Source organism: Streptomyces sp. NPDC041135 (assembly GCF_055592085.1).
The window spans coordinates 62,127-80,303 of the sequence record NZ_JBVIYZ010000017.1 but is presented as its reverse complement, the minus strand read 5'-3'; the positions used below and the strand labels follow the sequence as shown (position 1 = coordinate 80,303).

The window sequence follows — 18,177 nt, the reverse complement described above, 5'->3', positions numbered from 1 at the left end:
CAGATCTCGCAACCAACGAAAAGGAGTGGCAGGTGGCCACCGAATACCAGAAGGCGGTGCGGGGGTTCGTCGCCCAGGAGATCAAGGGGCGGCACGACTACCTCGACTCCCTCGGCGAGATGCCGCTGCCGCTGTACGAGAAGTTCCGGGAGACGGGGCTCGCGAACTGGTGGATACCGAAGGAGAGCGGCGGCCTCGGCCTCAGCCTCTCCGACAGCGTGGACATCGTGAACGAGCTGGCGTACGGCGACGCGGGCGTGGCCTTCACGCTGTTCATCTCGGTGCTGGGCACCAGCATGGTGTCGCTGTACGGCTCCGACGAGCTGAAGGAGCGGTTCGTCGAGCCGATGGCGGCCAAGGGCACGTACTGCGCGACGCTCGGCAGTGAGCGCAACGCGGGCAGCGAGCTGGGCCGGATCGAGACGACGGCCGCGCGCAGCGGCGCGGACCTGGTGCTGAACGGGGAGAAGTACTTCTCCACGAACACCGGCTTCGCCGACTTCCTGGTCGTGGTGGCCGCGTCGGCCGAGGACCCCAGCGAGCACCTGGCGGTGGTGGTGCCGCGGGACACCCCCGGCATCACGGTCGTCAAGCGCTGGGACGTCATCGGCCTGCGCGCCTCGGCGACGTACGAGGTGTCGTTCGAGAACGTGCGGGTGCCGGCCGCGTACAAGCTGGCGGGTTCGGGGCTGCGGCTGCTGGAGATCGGCCTGAACGCCAGCCGCATCCTGATCGCCACCACCGGTCTGGGCATCGCCCGCCGCATCCGCGACCTGTGCATGGAGTACGGCAAGACCAAGCAGGTCAAGGGCGGTCCGCTGACCGACAACCCGGTCTTCATGGCGAAGCTGGGCCAGATGGAGATGCAGATCGACGTCATGAAGGCCCAGTGCCGGGCGGCGGCGCGTGACTACGACGCCGTCATGCAGGGTCCCGACCCGGCGGCGGCGTTCGCCAAGCAGGGCACGCTGAAGTCGGCCCTGACCGCGAAGATGTTCTGCGGGCAGACCGGCTGGGACATCGCCACCGTCGGCTCGGAGATGTTCGGCGGTCTCGGCTACACGCACGAGCACCCCATCGGCAAGCTCATGCGCGACCTGCGGTACGTGTCGATCGTCGAGGGCGGCGACGACGTACTGCGGGAACTGGTCTACAGCCGGTACGTGGTGCCCATCCCGCGCCGTTCGTAGCGGGCACGTCCGGCTGTCAGCGAAGGCCCGCCCCGGGCCACGGTGTCCTGCCCGGGGCGGGCCTTCGGTCTGCGCGGGGACGGACGCGCACGCCGCGCCGCCGGCGTCCTACGACCGGCACGCGCCGCGCACGACGAACCCCCGGCCGGTGATCCGGCCGGGGGTTGCCGTGGTGCCGTCGGCCCGGGGGCCGGGCGGGTCAGACTCCCAGCTCGTTGTCCAGGAGGGCGAACATCTCGTCGTCGGTCGCGGAGTCGAGGCGGTCGGTGAGCGCCTGTTCGGCGGAGCCGGCCTCCAGGGTGGTGAGCAGGTCGCGCAGCCGGGCTCCGAGCCGGGTGCGGGTGACGTCCTCCAGGGTGGCGGCGGTGAGGGACTGTTCGATGCGGTCCAGCTCGGTGAACAGCTGAAGGGCGTCGGCCTCCGGGTTCTTCGCGCCGCCGAGGCGTTCCAGGAGGTGGTCGGTGAGCGCGTCGGAGGTCGGGTAGTCGAAGATCAGCGTGGCCGGGAGCTGGAGGCCGGTGGCCGCGTTGAGGGCGTTGCGGAAGTCCAGCGCGGTGAGGGAGTCGAAGCCGAACTCCTGGAACGGCCTGCCCGACTCCACCTCCGCGCCGCCGCCGTAGCCGAGGATCGTGGCGACCTGGCCGCGGACCAGGTCCGACAGCAGGGCCCGCTGCTCGGCCGGGGCGAGGGCGGCCAGCCGCGCGGCCAGGTCGCCTCCGCCGGACCGCTGGGCGCGGCCCGCCGAGGCGGCCGTACGGCGACCGCCCGGTGCCGCCAGTCCGCGCAGCAGGCCGGGGAGGCCGTCGCCGCGGGTGCGCAAGGCCGCCGGGTCCACCCGCAGCGGCACCAGGGCCGGGCGGGTGGCGGTCAGGCCCGCGTCGAAGGACGCCAGGCCGTCGGCGACCGACAGCGGCGGCAGGCCCAGGCGGCGCATGCGCTCCAGGTCCGACTCGCCCAGGAAGGAGCTGAGGCCCGTCTCCGTGTCCCACAGGCCGTAGGCGAGGGCGGTGGCGGGCAGGCCCTGGGCGCGGCGGTGGGCGGCGAGCGCGTCTAGGAAGACGTTGGCGGCGCCGTAGTTGGCCTGCCCGGCAGCCAGCACCAGGCCGCCGGCCGAGGAGAACAGCACGAACGCGGTCAGCGGCAGCTCCGCCGTCAGTTCGTGCAGGTGCCAGGCCGCGTCCGCCTTCGGACGCAGCACCTTGTCGACCTGCTCCGGGGTCAGGGAGTCCACAAGGCCGTTGTCACCGACGCCGGCCGCGTGCACGACCGCCGTCAGCGGGTGCCCGGCCGGCACCTCCGCCAGCAGTGCGGCCAGGGCCGCCCGGTCACCGACGTCGCAGGCGGCGACCGTCACCGACGCGCCCGACTCCGCCAGCTCCGCCGTCAGCTCCGCGGCACCCGGCGCGTCCGGGCCCCGGCGGCTGGTCAGCACCAGGTGCCGGACGCCGTGGGCGGTGACCAGGTGGCGGGCCACCAGGGCGCCCAGACCGCCGGTGCCGCCGGTGACCAGGACCGTGCCCTCCGGGTCGAGCGTTCCGGCCGGGGCGGCCGTCGCGGCCGTCCGCACCAGGCGCGGGACCCGGGCCCGGCCGGCCCGCACCGCGAGTTCCGGCTCGTCCAGGGCCACCAGGCCCGTCAGCAGCGCCGGCGACACGCCGTCGGCGTCCACGTCCAGCAGCACGAACCGGCCCGGCTGCTCGGCCTGCGCGGCCCGCACCAGACCCCACACGGGCGCCGCGGACAGCTCGGGCGCCTCGCCGTCGCTCACGGCCACCGCGCCACGCGTCACAACCACCAGCCGCGCGCCCGCCAGGCGTTCGTCCGCCAGGAAGGCGCCGATCCGGTCGAGCGCGGTGTTCAGCGCCCGGCGCACCCCGCCCGGCACGTCGTCCGGGTCACCGCCGTCCACGACCGTCAGCACGGTCGCCGGGGCCGCCGCGGCCAGCTCCTCGACGCCCGCGTACCGGGCGGCGCCGGTCAGGGCCGGCAGCCCGTCGCCCCACACGGCCAGCCCCTCGGCCGGACCGCCCTCGACGACCGGGACCTCGCTCCAGTCGATGCCGTGCAGCACGCCCGGCGCGCCGCTGCCCGCGGCCGCCAGCTGCTCGGCGGAGACCGGGCGCAGCACCAGCGACTCCACGCTCAGCACCGGCGCCCCGGAGGGGTCGGCGATGTCCAGCTTCGCCCCCGAACCGGAGTCGGCCGGCGCCACCCGCACCCGGACCGCCGAGGCGCCCGAGGCGTGCAGGGTCACGCCCTGCCAGGCGAACGGCAGCGACGGCTTCCCGGGCTCCACGCCCGGCACGAAGTCACCGAGGCTCAGCGCGTGCAGCGAGGCGTCCAGCAGGGCCGGGTGCAGCCCGAAGCGGCCCGCCTCGGCGCGGCCCTCGTCGGGCAGCGTGACCTCGGCGTAGACCTCGTCGGCCGTCTTCCAGGCCGCGGTCAGGCCCTGGAACAGCGGCCCGTACTCCAGGCCCAGCTGCCCCAGCCGTTCGTACATCTCGTCCACCGCGACCGGCTCCGCACCGGCCGGCGGCCACTGCGTCAGTCCCTCCGCCGCCGGGGCACCGGCACTCACCGTGCCCTCGGCGTGCAGTGTCCAGGGGGCGTCCGGGGTGTCGGCGGGCCGGGAGTGCAGGGCGACGGGTCGGGCACCGCCGTCGAGCGGCGCCCCGACCACCACCTGCACCTGCACCGCGCCGGCCGCCGGCAGCACCAGCGGCGCCTGGAGGGTCAGTTCGTCGACCCGGTCACCGCCCGCGTGGTCGGCGGCCTGCACCACCATCTCGATCATCGCCGCGCCCGGCACGATCACCGTGCCCAGCACGGCGTGGTCGGCGAGCCAGGGGTGACTGGCCAGCGACAGCCGCCCGGTGAGCACCAGATGATCGGCGCCGGCGAGTTCCGTCAGCGCGCCGAGCAGGGGATGGCCCACCGCACCGAGCCCGGCGGTCGACACGTCCGCGTTCCGGTCCGACGGGGTCAGCCAGTAGCGCTGGCGGTCGAAGGCGTAGGTGGGCAGGTCGACGGGGCGGGTGGGGATGCCGAGGGCGTCGAGGTACGACGTCCAGTCGACGTCGATTCCGGCTGTGAACAGGGTTGCCAGCGCCTCCGCGGCCGCCTTCGGTTCAGGCCGGTCCTTGCGCGAGACGGCGACGACGGGGATGTCCTCTGTCAGGGTCTGGCGGGTCATTGCCGCCAGCACACCGTCCGGGCCGACCTCGACCAGTACACGCGCTCCCGCTCTGTGAGCGGCGTTCACACCATCGGCGAAGCGAACGGCGGCACGGACTTGGCCGACCCAGTACTCCGGGTCCTGCCACAGCTCGTCGGCGGCGAGTTCACCGGTGACGGTGGAGACCACCGGGATGCGGGGCGGGTTGTAGCTCACGGACTCCGCGATCGTGCGGAACTCCGCGAGCATCGGCTCCATCAGCGGCGAGTGGAAGGCGTGGGACACCTTCAGCCGGTGAATGCGGTGACCGCGCTCCTTCAGCTCCTCCGCGATCCTAACCGCGACCTCCTCCACACCCGAGATCACCACCGCACCCGGTGCGTTGACGGCCGCGACGGACACCTCGGCCTCGTGCCCGGCCAGCAGCGCGGCGACCTCGTCCTCCCCGGCGGCGACGGCGATCATCGCGCCGCCCTCCGGCAGCGCCTGCATCAGCCGCGCCCGGGCCGTCACCAGCCGGGCGGCATCCTCCAGGCCGAACACACCCGCCACATGCGCGGCGGCAAGCTCACCGATGGAGTGACCCACCAGCACCCGAGGCCGCACACCCCACGACTCCAGCAACCGGTACGCGGCCACCTCGAAGGCGAACAGCGCCGGCTGCGTGTACCCGGTACGGTCCAGCTCCCCCGACGCCTCGTCCGCGATCACCTCACGGATCGGCCGCTCCAGATGCTTGTCGACCTCCGCGCACGCCTGCTCGAAGGCCTGCGCGAACACCGGGAACGCGGCCGCCAGACCCTCACCCATGCCCAGCCGCTGCGCACCCTGCCCCGTGAACAGCACCCCGGCGTCGGGAACTCCGGCGGCGGCTGCGGGCACCGTGCCCGCGTCGGCGACCTCGCGGGCGGCGGTGAGGAGCTGGTCGCGGTCTTCGCCGAAGAGCACCGCTCGCCGTTCGAAGCGGGAGCGTCCGGCGAGGGCGCGTGCCACGGAGACCGGGTCGGCGGCGGGGTCGGCCTCCACGAAGGACGCCAGCCGCTCGGCCTGCCCGCGCAGCGCGGCCTCACCGCGTGCCGAGAGCACCCACGGCACCGGGGCTCCGGCGCCGCCGGTGGTGGCCGGGACCTGCGCGGCGGCGGGCTCCGGTTCGGCTTCCTCCAGGATGACGTGCGCGTTCGTCCCGCTGATGCCGAAGGAGGAGACGCCCGCGCGGCGCGGGCGGCCCTCCTCCGTGGTCCACTCGCGGGCCTCGGTGAGCAGTTCCACCGCGCCGGCCGACCAGTCGATGTGCGGGGAGGGGGCGTCGACGTGGAGGGTCCTCGGCAGGACGCCGTTGCGCATCGCCATGACCATCTTGATGATGCCGCCGACCCCGGCCGCCGCCTGCGCGTGCCCGAAGTTCGACTTCAGCGAGCCCAGCCACAGCGGGCGCCCGCTGTCGGGGCGCTCCTGACCGTAAGTGGCCAGCAGCGCCTGCGCCTCGATCGGGTCGCCCAGCGTCGTGCCCGTGCCGTGCGCCTCCACCGCGTCGACGTCCGCCGCTGACAGTCCGGCCGCGGCCAGCGCCTGCCGGATCACCCGCTCCTGCGAGGGCCCGTTCGGCGCGGTGATGCCGTTGCTCGCCCCGTCCTGGTTGACGGCCGTGCTGCGCACCACCGCCAGGACGCGGTGGCCGTTGGCCTTGGCGCGGGAGAGGCGTTCGAGGAGCAGGATGCCCGCTCCCTCGGCCCAGCCGGTGCCGTCGGCGGAGGCGGCGAAGGACTTGCAGCGGCCGTCGGGGGCGAGGCCCTTCTGGCGGCTGAACTCCACGAACATGCCCGGCGTCGACATGACGGTCACACCGCCGGCCAGGGCGTAGTCGCACTCCCCCTGGCGCAGGGCGTGGGCCGCCATGTGCAGGGCGACCAGCGAGGACGAGCAGGCGGTGTCGACGGTGACGGCGGGGCCCTCGAGGCCGAGGGTGTAGGAGACGCGGCCGGAGATGAGGCTGCCGCCGCTGGTGGAGGCGGGGATGTCGCCCATGCCGTAGTCGTGGTACATCACCCCGGCGAAGACGCCGGTGCGGGAGCCGCGCAGGCTGTGCGGGTCGAGGCCGGCCCGCTCGACGGCCTCCCACGCGGTCTCCAGCAGCACCCGCTGCTGGGGGTCGATGGTGACCGCCTCGCGCGGGGAGATGCCGAAGAACTTCGGGTCGAAGTCGGCGGCGTCGTACAGGAAGCCGGCGCGGCGGCAGTACGAGGTGCCCTCGCCGTCGGCGGCGGCCGGGTCGGCCGGGAACACGCCGTCGATGTCCCAGCCGCGGTCGGTGGGCAGGGCGGACACCCCGTCGCGGCCCTCGGCGACCAGGTCCCAGAGGCCTTCGGGGCTGGTCACGCCGTCCGGGTAGCGGCAGGCCATGCCGACGATCGCGATCGGCTCCCGGTCCTTCTCGTGCGCGCTCTGCAGCCGCTTGCGCGTGCTGTGCAGCTCCGCGGTGACCTTCTTCAGGTAGTCGACCAACTTCTCGGTCTCGTCACCGGCCATGGCCGTTTCGCCTTCCTCACTGTCGTACGGGTCAGGAGAGCCCGAGTTCGTTGTCGATGAAGCTGAGCACCTCGGCCGCGCTGGCGGACTCCAGGCGGTCGGAGACGTCCGCCTCGCCGCCGGCGTCCTGACGGGCGAGCTTCTTCCAGTTGGCCAGGACCAGTTCGAGCCTGGTGGTGATCTCGTCGGGGTCGAGGTGACCGGTCGCGGTGCCGTCGGCGGGTACGGCCGCCAGGGCCGCCTCCAGACGGTCCAGGTCGGCCAGGACGCCGCGGTCGGTGTCGGGGGCGCTCGGCGCCAGCTCGGCGAGGAGGTGGGCGGCGAGCGCGGTGGCGTTGGGGTAGTCGAAGATGAGCGTGGCGGACAGCCGCAGTCCGGTCGCGGAGTTGAGCTGGTTGCGCAGCTCCACGGCGGTCAGGGAGTCGAAGCCGAGTTCCTGGAAGGCCCGGCCCGCCTCCACGGCGTCCGCGCCCGCGTGGCCGAGGACCGTCGCCGCCTTCTCCCGGACGAACCGCACCAGGTACGGCTCGCGTTCGGCGGGTGCCAGCGCGGCCAGCCGGTCGGCGAGGCCGCTGCCGCCGTCGCCGCCGCGCACGGCCCCGCCGCCGGTGGCCGTGCGGCGGCCGCCCTGGGCCGCCAGTCCGCGCAGCAGGCCGGGCAGGCCGTCGCCGCGGGTGCGCAGCGCGGCCGGGTCGACCCGCAGCGGCACCAGCGCGGCGCGGTCCGCGGTGAGGCCCGCGTCGAAGGCGGAGAGGCCCTCGGCGACGGACAGGGCGGGCAGGCCCTGGCGGCGCATGCGCTCCAGGTCCGCCTCCTGCAACTGGGTGGTCAGGCCGGTCGCCGTGTTCCACAGGCCGTAGGCGAGGGCGGTGGCGGGCAGGCCCTGGGCGCGGCGGTGGGCGGCGAGCGCGTCTAGGAAGACGTTCGCGGCGCCGTAGTTGGCCTGCCCGGCCGCCAGCACCAGGCCGCCGGCCGAGGAGAACAGCACGAACGCGGCCAGCGGCAGGTCCGCCGTCAGTTCGTGCAGGTGCCAGGCCGCGTCCGCCTTCGGACGCAGCACCTTGTCGACCTGCTCCCGCGTCAGGGCCTGGACCAGGCCGTTGTCGCCGACTCCGGCCGCGTGCACGACCGCCGTCAGCGGGTGCCCGGCCGGCACCTCCGCCAGCAGCGCGGCGACGGCCGCCCGGTCGGCGGTGTCGCAGGCGGCGACCGTCACCGAGGCGCCGGACTCCTCCAGCTCGGCCTTGAGCTCCTTCGCGCCCGGCGCGTCCGGACCCCGGCGGCTGGTCAGCAGCAGGTGCCGTACGCCGTGGGCGGTGACCAGGTGGCGGGCCACCAGGGCACCGAGACCACCGGTGCCGCCGGTGACCAGGACCGTGCCCTGCGGGTCGAGCGTTCCGGCCGGGGCGGCCGGCGGGGCGGGGGTGCGCACCAGCCGGGGCACCCACACGACACCGTCCCGGACGGCGACCTCCGGCTCGTCCAGCGCGAGCACCCCGGCCAGCAGCGGCGCCGACACCTCGTCGGCCAGGTCCAGCAGCACGAACCGGCCCGGCTGCTCGGCCTGCGCGGCCCGCACCAGACCCCACACGGGGGCCGTGGACAGCTCGGGCAGCTCGCCCCCGGCGACGGCGACCGCGCCCCGGGTGACGACCACCAGCCGGGAGCCGGCCAGCCGCTCCTCCGCGAGGAACGCCTGCACGCGGTCCAGCACCTCGTACAGCGCCCCGCGCACTCCGTCCGGCCCGCCGTCACCGGTGGGTACGACCGTCAGCACGGTCGCCGGAGCCGCCGCGGCCAGCTCCTCGACGCCCGCGTACCGGGCGGCGCCGGTCAGGGCCGGCAGGCCTTCCCCCCACACGGCCGGCGTCCCGGCCCGGCCGTCCTCGACGACCGGGACCTCGCTCCAGTCGATGCCGTGCAGCACGCGGGAGGCGGCCGAGCCGCCTGCCGACGCGAGCTGCTCGGGAGAGGCGGGCATCGCCGTCAGCGACTCCACAGTCAGCACGGGGGCGCCGGTGGCGTCGGCCAGGGTGATGGAGTGGGCGTGGTCGTCGATCTTCGTCATCCGCACCCGTACGGCGTCGGCGCCGGCCGCGTGCAGGGTGACCCCGGCCCAGGCGAACGGCAGCAGCGTCTCCTGCGTCCCGTCCTCCCGGCCCTCCACCAGCTTGACGTGCATCGCGGCGTCGAACAGGGCCGGGTGCAGCCCGAAGCGGCCGGCGTCGGCGCGCGCCTCCTCGGGCAGCACGACCTCCCCGTACACGGTGTCCCCGGCCCGCCAGGCCGCCGTCAGGCCCTGAAACACGGGGCCGTAGGCGTAACCGCGTTCGAGGAGGTAGTCGTACGCGCCTTCCACGTCCATCGGGGTGGCGTCCGGCGGCGGCCATGCCGTCAGTCCCTCGGCCGGCCGCGACGCCGCCGGGGCGAGCAGCCCTTCGGCGTGCCGCGTCCAGAGGGCGTCCGGGGCGCCGGCGTCACGGGAGTGGATGGAGACCGGGCGGCCACCGTCGGCACCGGGCGCCCCGACGACCACCTGCACCTGCAACGCGCCGCTCTCCGGCAGCAGCAGGGGCGCCTGGAGCGTCAGGTCGTCCACGACCGGCGTACCGGCCTCGTCACCGGCCCGTACGGCCAGTTCGACCAGTCCGGTGCCGGGCACCAGGACGTGTCCGTGGACGGCGTGGTCGGCGAGCCAGGGGTGCGTGGCCAGCGACAGCCGCCCGGTGAGCACCAGCTGATCGGTCCCGGCCAGGTGAGTGGCGGCGCCGAGCAGGGGGTGCGCGACGGGGCCGAGTCCGGCGGTGGAGACGTCGGTGGTGCGGGGGGTGGGGACGAGCCAGTAGCGCTGGTGGTCGAAGGCGTAGGTCGGGAGGTCGACGGGGTGTGCCGGGCCGCCGAGGGCGTCGAGGTAGGTGGTCCAGTCGACGTCGATTCCGGCTGTGAACAGGGTTGCCAGCGCCTCAGCTGCTGCCTTGGGTTCAGGGCGGTCCTTGCGGGAGACGGCGACGACCGGGATGTCCTCTGTCAGGGTTTGGCGGGTCATTGCCGCCAGCACACCGTCCGGGCCGACCTCGACCAGTACACGCGCTCCCGCGCCGTGAGCGGCGTTCACACCATCCGCGAACCGAACAGCGGCACGCACCTGGCCGACCCAGTACCCCGGGTCCTGCCACAACTCCTCCGCCGCCAGTTCACCGGTGACCGTGGAGACCACCGGGATGCGCGGAGCCTGGTAGCTCACGGACTCCGCGATCGTGCGGAACTCCGCGAGCATCGGCTCCATCAGCGGCGAGTGGAAGGCGTGGGACACCTTCAGCCGGTGAATGCGGTGACCGCGCTCCTTCAGCTCCTCAGCGATCCGGACCGCGACCTCCTCCACACCCGAGATCACCACCGCACCCGGTGCGTTGACGGCCGCGACGGACACCTCGGACTCATGGCCTTCGAGGAGTGCGGCGACCTCGTCCTCCCCGGCGGCGACGGCGATCATCGCGCCGCCCTCCGGCAGCGCCTGCATCAGCCGCGCCCGGGCCGTCACCAGCCGGGCGGCATCCTCCAGGCCGAACACACCCGCCACATGCGCGGCGGCAAGCTCACCGATGGAGTGACCCACCAGCACCCGAGGCCGCACACCCCACGACTCCAGCAACCGGTACGCGGCCACCTCGAAGGCGAACAGCGCCGGCTGCGTGTACCCGGTACGGTCCAGCTCCCCCGACGCCTCGTCCGCGATCACCTCACGGATCGGCCGCTCCAGATGCTTGTCCACTTCTGCGCACGCCTGCTCGAAGGCCTGCGCGAACACCGGGAACGCGGCCGCCAGACCCGCACCCATGCCCAGCCGCTGCGCACCCTGCCCCGTGAACAGCACCCCGGTGTCCGGAGCGCCGGTCGCCGTGTAGCCGGTGATGACACCGGCCGCCGCGTCACCGGCCGCGAGCGTCCGCACGCCCGCGACGAGTTCCTCGCGCCCCTCGCCGAGCACCACGGCCCGGCGTTCGAAGCGGGAGCGGGAGACCAGGGTGCGGGCGACGGAGACCGGGTCGGCGGCGGGGTCGGCCTCCACGAAGGACGCCAGCCGCTCGGCCTGCCCGCGCAGCGCGGTCTCGCCGCGTGCCGAGAGCACCCACGGCAGGACCAGCCCCGCGGGAGCCGCGGGAGCCGCGGGAGACTTTTCCCCCGGGGCGGGCTCGGGCTCGGTCTGCTCCAGGATGACGTGGGCGTTCGTCCCGCTGATGCCGAAGGACGAGACGCCCGCGCGGCGCGGGCGGCCCTCCTCGGCGGTCCACTCGCGGGCCTCGGTGAGCAGCTCCACCGCACCGGCCGACCAGTCGATGTGCGGGGACGGCTCGTCCACGTTCAGCGTCTTCGGCAGCACGCCGTTGCGCATCGCCATGACCATCTTGATGACACCGCCGACCCCGGCCGCCGCCTGCGCGTGCCCGAAGTTCGACTTCAGCGAGCCCAGCCAGAGCGGGCGTCCGCTGTCGGGGCGCTCCTGGCCGTAGGTCGCCAGCAGCGCCTGCGCCTCGATCGGGTCACCCAGCGTCGTGCCCGTACCGTGCGCCTCGACGGCGTCCACGTCCGCCCCGGACAGCCCGGCCGCGGCCAGCGCCTGCCGGATCACCCGCTCCTGCGAGGGCCCGTTCGGCGCGGTGATGCCGTTGCTCGCCCCGTCCTGGTTGACGGCCGTACCGCGCACCACCGCCAGCACGCGGTGGCCCTTGGCGCGGGCGTCGGAGAGGCGCTCCACGGCCAGGACGCCGACGCCCTCGGCCCACGCCGTGCCGTCGGCCGTCGAGGAGAAGGACTTGCAGCGGCCGTCGGCGGCGAGACCGCGCTGGCGGCTGAACTCCACGAAGGCGCGCGGAGTGGCCATCACGGTCACGCCGCCCGCGAGGGCGAGGTCGCACTCGCCGGTCCGCAGGGCGTGCACGGCGAGGTGCAGGGCGACCAGGGAGGAGGAGCAGGCCGTGTCCAGGGTGACCGCGGGACCCTCCAGGCCGAGGGTGTAGGAGACCCGGCCGGAGACGACGCTGCCCAGGCTGCCGGTGCCGATCATGCCTTCCAGCTCGCCGGGGACGGCGTCGCGCGGCGGCACGTAGTCGTGGTACATGACCCCGGCGAAGACGCCGGTGCGGGAGCCGCGCAGGGTGTGCGGGTCGATGCCCGCCCGCTCCAGCGCCTCCCAGGACGCCTCCAGCAGCAGCCGCTGCTGCGGGTCGATCGCCAGGGCCTCACGGGGCGAGATGCCGAAGAAGGCGGCGTCGAACTCGCCCGCGTCGTGCAGGAAGCCGGCCTGGTCGCAGTAGGAGGTGCCCTCGTGGTCGGGGTCGGGGTGGAAGAGGTCGTCGAGCTGCCAGCCGCGGTCGGCCGGGAAGCCGGAGATCCCGTCGCGGCCCTCGGCGACCAGGTCCCAGAGGTCCTCGGGGGTGGTCACGCCGCCCGGGTACTGGCAGGCCATGCCGACGATCGCGATCGGCTCCCGCCGGCGCTCCTCCATGTCCTGCACCTTGCGGTTGACCTCGCGCAGCTCGGCGGTGGCCCGGCGCAGGTACTCCCGCAGCTGGCTCTCGTTGCTCGGCATCGCCTGATCCTTTGCTCAGATGCTTCTGCTTCTGCTTCGGGTGCTGGGGCTAGAACGACTTGAGTTCGTTCTCGAGTTCGGCCAGCAGCTCGTCGTCCGAGGAGGCGGCGAGGTCGCCGCCGGCGTGCGCGCGCACCAGCTCGCGCAGCCGGGCGGTGACGTCCTGAAGGACCGCGTCGTCGGGGGTGAGCGTGGACATGGCCGTCTCGAGCCGCTCCAGTTCGTCCAGCACCGGGTGCCGGGTCTCGGCGGGTTCGGTCTCCTCCGGGGCCAGCTCGCCCAGCAGGAACTCGATCAGTGCGGTGGGGCTCGGGTAGTCGAAGATCAGCGAGGCGGGCAGCTTCAGCCCGGTCGCCGCGCCGAGCTGGTTGCGGAACTCCAGCGCGGTGAGCGAGTCGAAGCCGAGCGTCTGGAACAGCCGGTCGGCGCCGACCGCCTCGACCCCGGAGAAGCCGAGCACCGTGGCGACCTGGCCGCGGACCAGGTCCGACAGCGCCCGCTGCCGTCCGGCCTCGTCGAGTCCGGCGAGCTTCTCGCGCAGGTTGACCGACGGGTCCTTGCGGGCGCCGCGGCCGGCCGCCGTACGCCGGCCCGAGCCGGCCACCAGCTGCCGTACCAGCGGCCGTGCGGCCTCGGCCTGGTCGGCGAGTCCGCGCAGGTCCAGCTTGGCGGGCACCAGCGCGGCGCGCTCCCCGCCCGCGAGGGCGGTGTCGAACGCGGCGAGGCCGTCGGCCTCCTCCAGCGCGAGCACGCCGGACTCCTTCAGCCGCCGTACGTCGGCGTCGTCCAGGCTGCCGGCCATGCCGCCGACGGACAGCAGCCCGTACGCCAGCGCGGTGGCCGGCAGGCCGTGGGCGCGGCGGTGGGCGGCGAGCGCGTCGAGGAAGACGTTCGCGGCGCCGTAACTGGCCTGTCCGGCGTTGCCCCAGATCCCGGCCAGCGAGGAGAAGACCACGAACGCGGTCAGCGGCAGGTCCGCGGTCAGCTCGTGCAGGTTCCAGGCCGCGTCCACCTTCGGGCGCAGCACCCGGTCGACCTGCGCGGGCGTCAGGGAACCGACCAGGCCGTCGTCCAGCACACCGGCGACGTGCACGACCGCCGTCAGCGGGTGCCCGGCCGGCACCTCCGCGAGCAGCGCGGCGACGGCCGCCCGGTCGGCGGTGTCGCAGGCGGCGACCGTGACCGAGGCGCCGGACTCCTCCAGCTCGGCCTTGAGTTCCTTCGCGCCGGGCGCGTCCGGGCCCCGGCGGCTGGTCAGCAGCAGGTGCCGGACGCCCTGGGCGGTGACGAGGTGGCGGGCGACGACCGCGCCGAGGCCGCCGGTTGCGCCGGTGACGAGGACCGTGCCCTGGGCGTCGAGGGCCGGGGCGTCGGTCGCGGCGGCCGCCTTGACCAGGCGCGGCACCCGCATCGTGGCGGCCCGCACCGCGGTCTCCGGCTCGCCGAGCCCGAGCACGCCGGGCAGCACGGCCCAGGACGCCGGGTCCCCGTCGATGTCGACCAGCGCGAACCGGCCCGGGTGCTCGGCCTGCGCGGCCCGCACCAGACCCCATACGGGGGCCGTCGTCACGTCCGCGACCTCGCCGTCGGTGGCGGCGACCGCGCCGCCGGTCACCACGACCAGCCGCGCCCCGGACAGCCACTCCTCTGCCAGGAAGCCCTGGACCAGCGCCAGCGCCTCGTGGGTGCGGGCCCGGGCCGCGTCGGCGGTGCCGTCCCCGGCCACCAGGCTCGGGGCGAGGTGCGCGAAGAGGTACTCCGGGACGGAGGCGCCCTCCTCGACGGCCGTGCGCAGCGCGGTCAGGTCGTCGTACGCCGGTACGTCCGCGCCCAGTTCCCCGGCGCCGCCGAGCACCGCGACGCCCACCGTCGACACCTCCGACGGCAGCGGCACCTCGGTCCAGTCGACGGCGAAGAGCACGTTCGAGGCGGAGCCGCCCGCCGCCGCCAGCTGCTCGGCGGAGACCGGGCGCAGCACCAGCGAGTCCACGTTCAGCACCGGTGCCCCGGACGGGTCGGCGACCTCCAGCCGCACCCCCGGGCCGGAGCGGGCGCGGGCCACGCGCACCCGGACCGCCGCGGCGCCCGAGGCGTGCAGGGTCACGCCCTGCCAGCCGAACGGCAGCGACGGCTTCCCGGGCTCCAGGCCCTCGACGAAGTCACCGAGGGTGGTGGCGTGCAGGACCGCGTCGAGCAGCGCCGGGTGCACCCCGAACCGCTCCACGTCGGCGCGCCCCTCCTCCGGCAGGGTGACCTCGGCGTAGACCTCGTCGGCCGTCTTCCAGGCCGCGGTCAGGCCCTGGAACAGCGGCCCGTACTCCAGGCCCAGGCGGGCCAGGTCGTCGTACACGTCGTCCACGGCGACCTGCTGCGCTCCGCGCGGCGGCCACTGGGACAGGTCGGTCTCGGGCGCGGCGGCCTCGGCGGCCAGGAAGCCGCTCGCGTGCCGCGTCCAGGGGCCGGGCTCGGTGCCGCCGGTGCGGGAGTACAGGCTGACCGGGCGACGGCCGGCGTCGTCCGCCTCGGCCACCACGATCTGCACGTGCAGGGCGCCGTCCGCGGTGAGCATCAGCGGGCTCTCCAGCGTCAGGTCGTCGATGTGCCCGGAACCCGCCTGGTCGGCGGCCTGCAGCACCATCTCGATCATCGCCGCGCCCGGCACGATCACCGTGCCCAGCACGGCGTGGTCGGCGAGCCAGGGGTGGGTGGCCAGGGACAGCCGCCCGGTGAGCACCAGCTGATCTGCGCCGGCCAGCTCGGTGACCGCGCCCAGCAGGGGGTGCGCCACGGCGCTCAGCCCGGCGGTGGAGACGTCGGTGCCGGCGGAGAGGGGCGTCAGCCAGTAGCGCCGGCGGTCGAAGGCGTAGGTCGGGAGGTCGACGGGGCGGGTGGGGATGCCGAGGGCGTCGAGGTACGACGTCCAGTCGACGTCGATTCCGGCTGTGAACAGGGTTGCCAGCGCCTCCGCGGCCGCCTTCGGTTCAGGGCGGTCCTTGCGGGAGACGGCGACGACCGGGATGTCTTCGGTGAGGGTCTGGCGGGTCATTGCCGCCAGCACACCGTCGGGACCGACCTCGACCAGTACACGCGCTCCCGCGCCGTGAGCGGCGTTCACACCATCGGCGAAGCGAACGGCGGCACGCACCTGGCCGACCCAGTACCCCGGGTCCTGCCACAACTCCTCCGCCGCCAGTTCACCGGTGACGGTGGAGACCACCGGGATGCGCGGAGCCTGGTAGCTCACGGACTCCGCGACCGTGCGGAACTCCGCGAGCATCGGCTCCATCAGCGGCGAGTGGAAGGCGTGGGACACCTTCAGCCGGTGAATGCGGTGACCGCGCTCCTTCAGCTCCTCAGCGATCCGAACCGCGACCTCCTCCACACCCGAGATCACCACCGCACCCGGTGCGTTGACGGCCGCGACGGACACCTCGGCCTCGTGCCCGGCCAGCAGCGCGGCGACCTCGTCCTCCCCGGCGGCGACGGCGATCATCGCGCCGCCCTCCGGCAGCGCCTGCATCAGCCGCGCCCGGGCCGTCACCAGCCGGGCGGCATCCTCCAGGCCGAACACACCGGCCACGTGCGCGGCGGCAAGCTCACCGATGGAGTGACCCACCAGCACCCGAGGCCGCACACCCCACGACTCCAGCAACCGGTACGCGGCCACCTCGAAGGCGAACAGCGCCGGCTGCGTGTATCCAGTACGGTCCAGCTCCCCCGACGCCTCGTCCGCGATCACCTCACGGATCGGCCGCTCCAGATGCTTGTCCACCTCCGTGCACGCCTGCTCGAAGGCCTGCGCGAACACCGGGAACGCGGCCGCCAGACCCTCACCCATGCCCAGCCGCTGCGCACCCTGACCCGTGAACAGCACGCCCACGCGGGCGGGGCCGGAGACGCTTCCGGTGGTGAGGCCCGGTGCGCTGTCGTCGGCGGCGAGCGCCCGTATGCCGGCGGCGAGTTCGTCGCGGTCCTGGCCGAGGACGACGGCCCGCTGGTCGAAGCGGGAGCGGCCGATCAGGGCGCGGGCGACGGAGACGTGGTCGGCGGTGCCGGAGAAGGCGGCCAGGCGCTCGGCCTGGGTGCGCAGGGAGGCCTCGCTGCGGGCGGAGACCACCCATGGGACGGGCAGACCGGTGGTGCCGGTGCCCTGGGGGGCCGTGCCGGCGGCGCTCTCGTCGCGGTCGCCCTGTTCCAGGATGACGTGGGCGTTGGTGCCGCTGATGCCGAAGGAGGAGACGCCGGCGCGGCGCGGGCGGCCGTCCTCCATGGGCCATTCCTGGGCCTCGGTGAGGAGTTCCACCGCGCCCGCGGTCCAGTCGATGTGCGGGGACGGCTCGGCGACGTGCAGGGTCTTGGGCAGGACGCCGTTGCGCATCGCCATGACCATCTTGATGACGCCGCCGACGCCGGCCGCCGCCTGCGCGTGGCCCATGTTGGACTTCAGGGAGCCCAGCTTGAGCGGGCGTTCGCGGTCCTGGCCGTAGGTGGCGAGCAGGGCGCGGGCCTCGATGGGGTCGCCGAGGGGGGTGCCGGTGCCGTGCGCCTCGACGGCGTCGACGTCGGCGGGGGCCAGGTTGGCGGAGGCCAGGGCCTGGCGGATGACCCGCTCCTGGGCGGGGCCGTTGGGCGCGGTGAGGCCGTTGCTGGCGCCGTCCTGGTTGACGGCCGAGCCGCGGACCAGGGCCAGTACCCGGTGGCCGTTGCGGCGGGCGTCGGAGAGGCGCTCGACCAGCAGGACGCCGACGCCCTCGGCCCAGGCGACGCCGTCGGCGGTGGAGGAGAACGACTTGCAGCGGCCGTCGGCGGACAGGCCGCGCTGGCGGCTGAACTCGACGAAGGAGTTGGGCGTGGCGAGGACCGTCACGCCGCCGGCCAGGGCGAGGTCGCAGTCGCCCTGGCGCAGCGCCTGCGCCGCCTGGTGCAGCGTGACCAGGGAGGAGGAGCAGGCGGTGTCGACGGTGACCGCGGGGCCCTCGAGGCCGAGGGTGTAGGAGACCCGGCCGGAGATGACGCTGGCGGAGCGGGCGGTGGAGGCCATGCCCTGGAGGTCGCCGGGGATGAGGTCGACGTCGGGGACGTAGTCGTAGTACATGACGCCGGCGAAGACGCCGGTGCGGGAGCCGCGCAGGGTGTGCGGGTCGATGCCGGCGCGCTCGATGGCCTCCCAGGAGGCCTCCAGCAGCAGGCGCTGCTGGGGGTCGGTGACCGGGGCCTCGCGCGGGGAGACGTTGAAGAAGGTGGCGTCGAACTCGTCGGCGTCGTAGAGGAAGCCGCCGTTCTTGGTGTAGCTGGTGCCGGGGTGGTCGGGGTCGGGGTGGTAGACGCCGTCCAGGTCCCAGCCGCGGTTGTCGGGGAAGGGGCCGATGACGTCCCGTGCCTCGTCGACCAGCCGCCACAGGTCCTCGGGCGAGGCCACGCCGCCGGGGTAGCGGCAGGCCATACCCACGATGGCGATCGGCTCCCGGGCCGCGTTGACGAGCGAACGGTTCTGCTCGCGCAGCCGCTCGGTCTCCTTCAGGGAGGCACGCAGCGCCTCTATGACCTTGTTGTCTTGGGCGGCCATTTTGCCGTCACTCTCCTCGCTTCAAAGGGGTGGGCTTGCCCTCCGCGGGCAGAGCGAATACCGACGTGCCGATGTCCGGCCCCCGCGGGTTGCGCCGGGGGCCGGTCATCGGTCGGCACGGGGACGTGCA

At 74.5% G+C, this 18,177-nt stretch carries 4 protein-coding genes; 1 reads left to right on the top strand and 3 read right to left on the bottom strand.

Translation table 11 applies throughout. The annotated features are described in order from the left end of the window. The first annotated feature begins 32 nt into the window (after nucleotides 1–32). Nucleotides 33–1,190 (top strand): acyl-CoA dehydrogenase family protein, encoded by a 1,158-nt coding sequence (locus ACZ6CZ_RS29060; RefSeq protein WP_469027021.1) that lies wholly within the window; start codon nucleotides 33–35, stop codon nucleotides 1,188–1,190. A gap of 199 nt (nucleotides 1,191–1,389) precedes the next feature. Here ACZ6CZ_RS29060 and ACZ6CZ_RS29055 read toward each other — a convergent pair whose 3' ends face one another. From ACZ6CZ_RS29055 to ACZ6CZ_RS29045, 3 genes are read right to left on the bottom strand one after another with little or no spacing between them, the layout of a single operon-like run. Then, on the bottom strand, nucleotides 1,390–6,891 hold the full coding sequence (locus ACZ6CZ_RS29055; RefSeq protein WP_469027019.1) for a type I polyketide synthase: 5,502 nt from the start codon (nucleotides 6,889–6,891) through the stop codon (nucleotides 1,390–1,392). 31 nt (nucleotides 6,892–6,922) lie between these two features. Further along, on the bottom strand, nucleotides 6,923–12,481 hold the full coding sequence (locus ACZ6CZ_RS29050) for a type I polyketide synthase (RefSeq protein ID WP_469027017.1): 5,559 nt from the start codon (nucleotides 12,479–12,481) through the stop codon (nucleotides 6,923–6,925). Nucleotides 12,482–12,530: 49 nt separating this feature from the next. Continuing rightward, nucleotides 12,531–18,047: a type I polyketide synthase gene (locus ACZ6CZ_RS29045; protein WP_469027015.1), complete on the bottom strand. Its 5,517-nt coding sequence runs from the start codon at nucleotides 18,045–18,047 to the stop codon at nucleotides 12,531–12,533. Nucleotides 18,048–18,177: the final 130 nt, after the last annotated feature.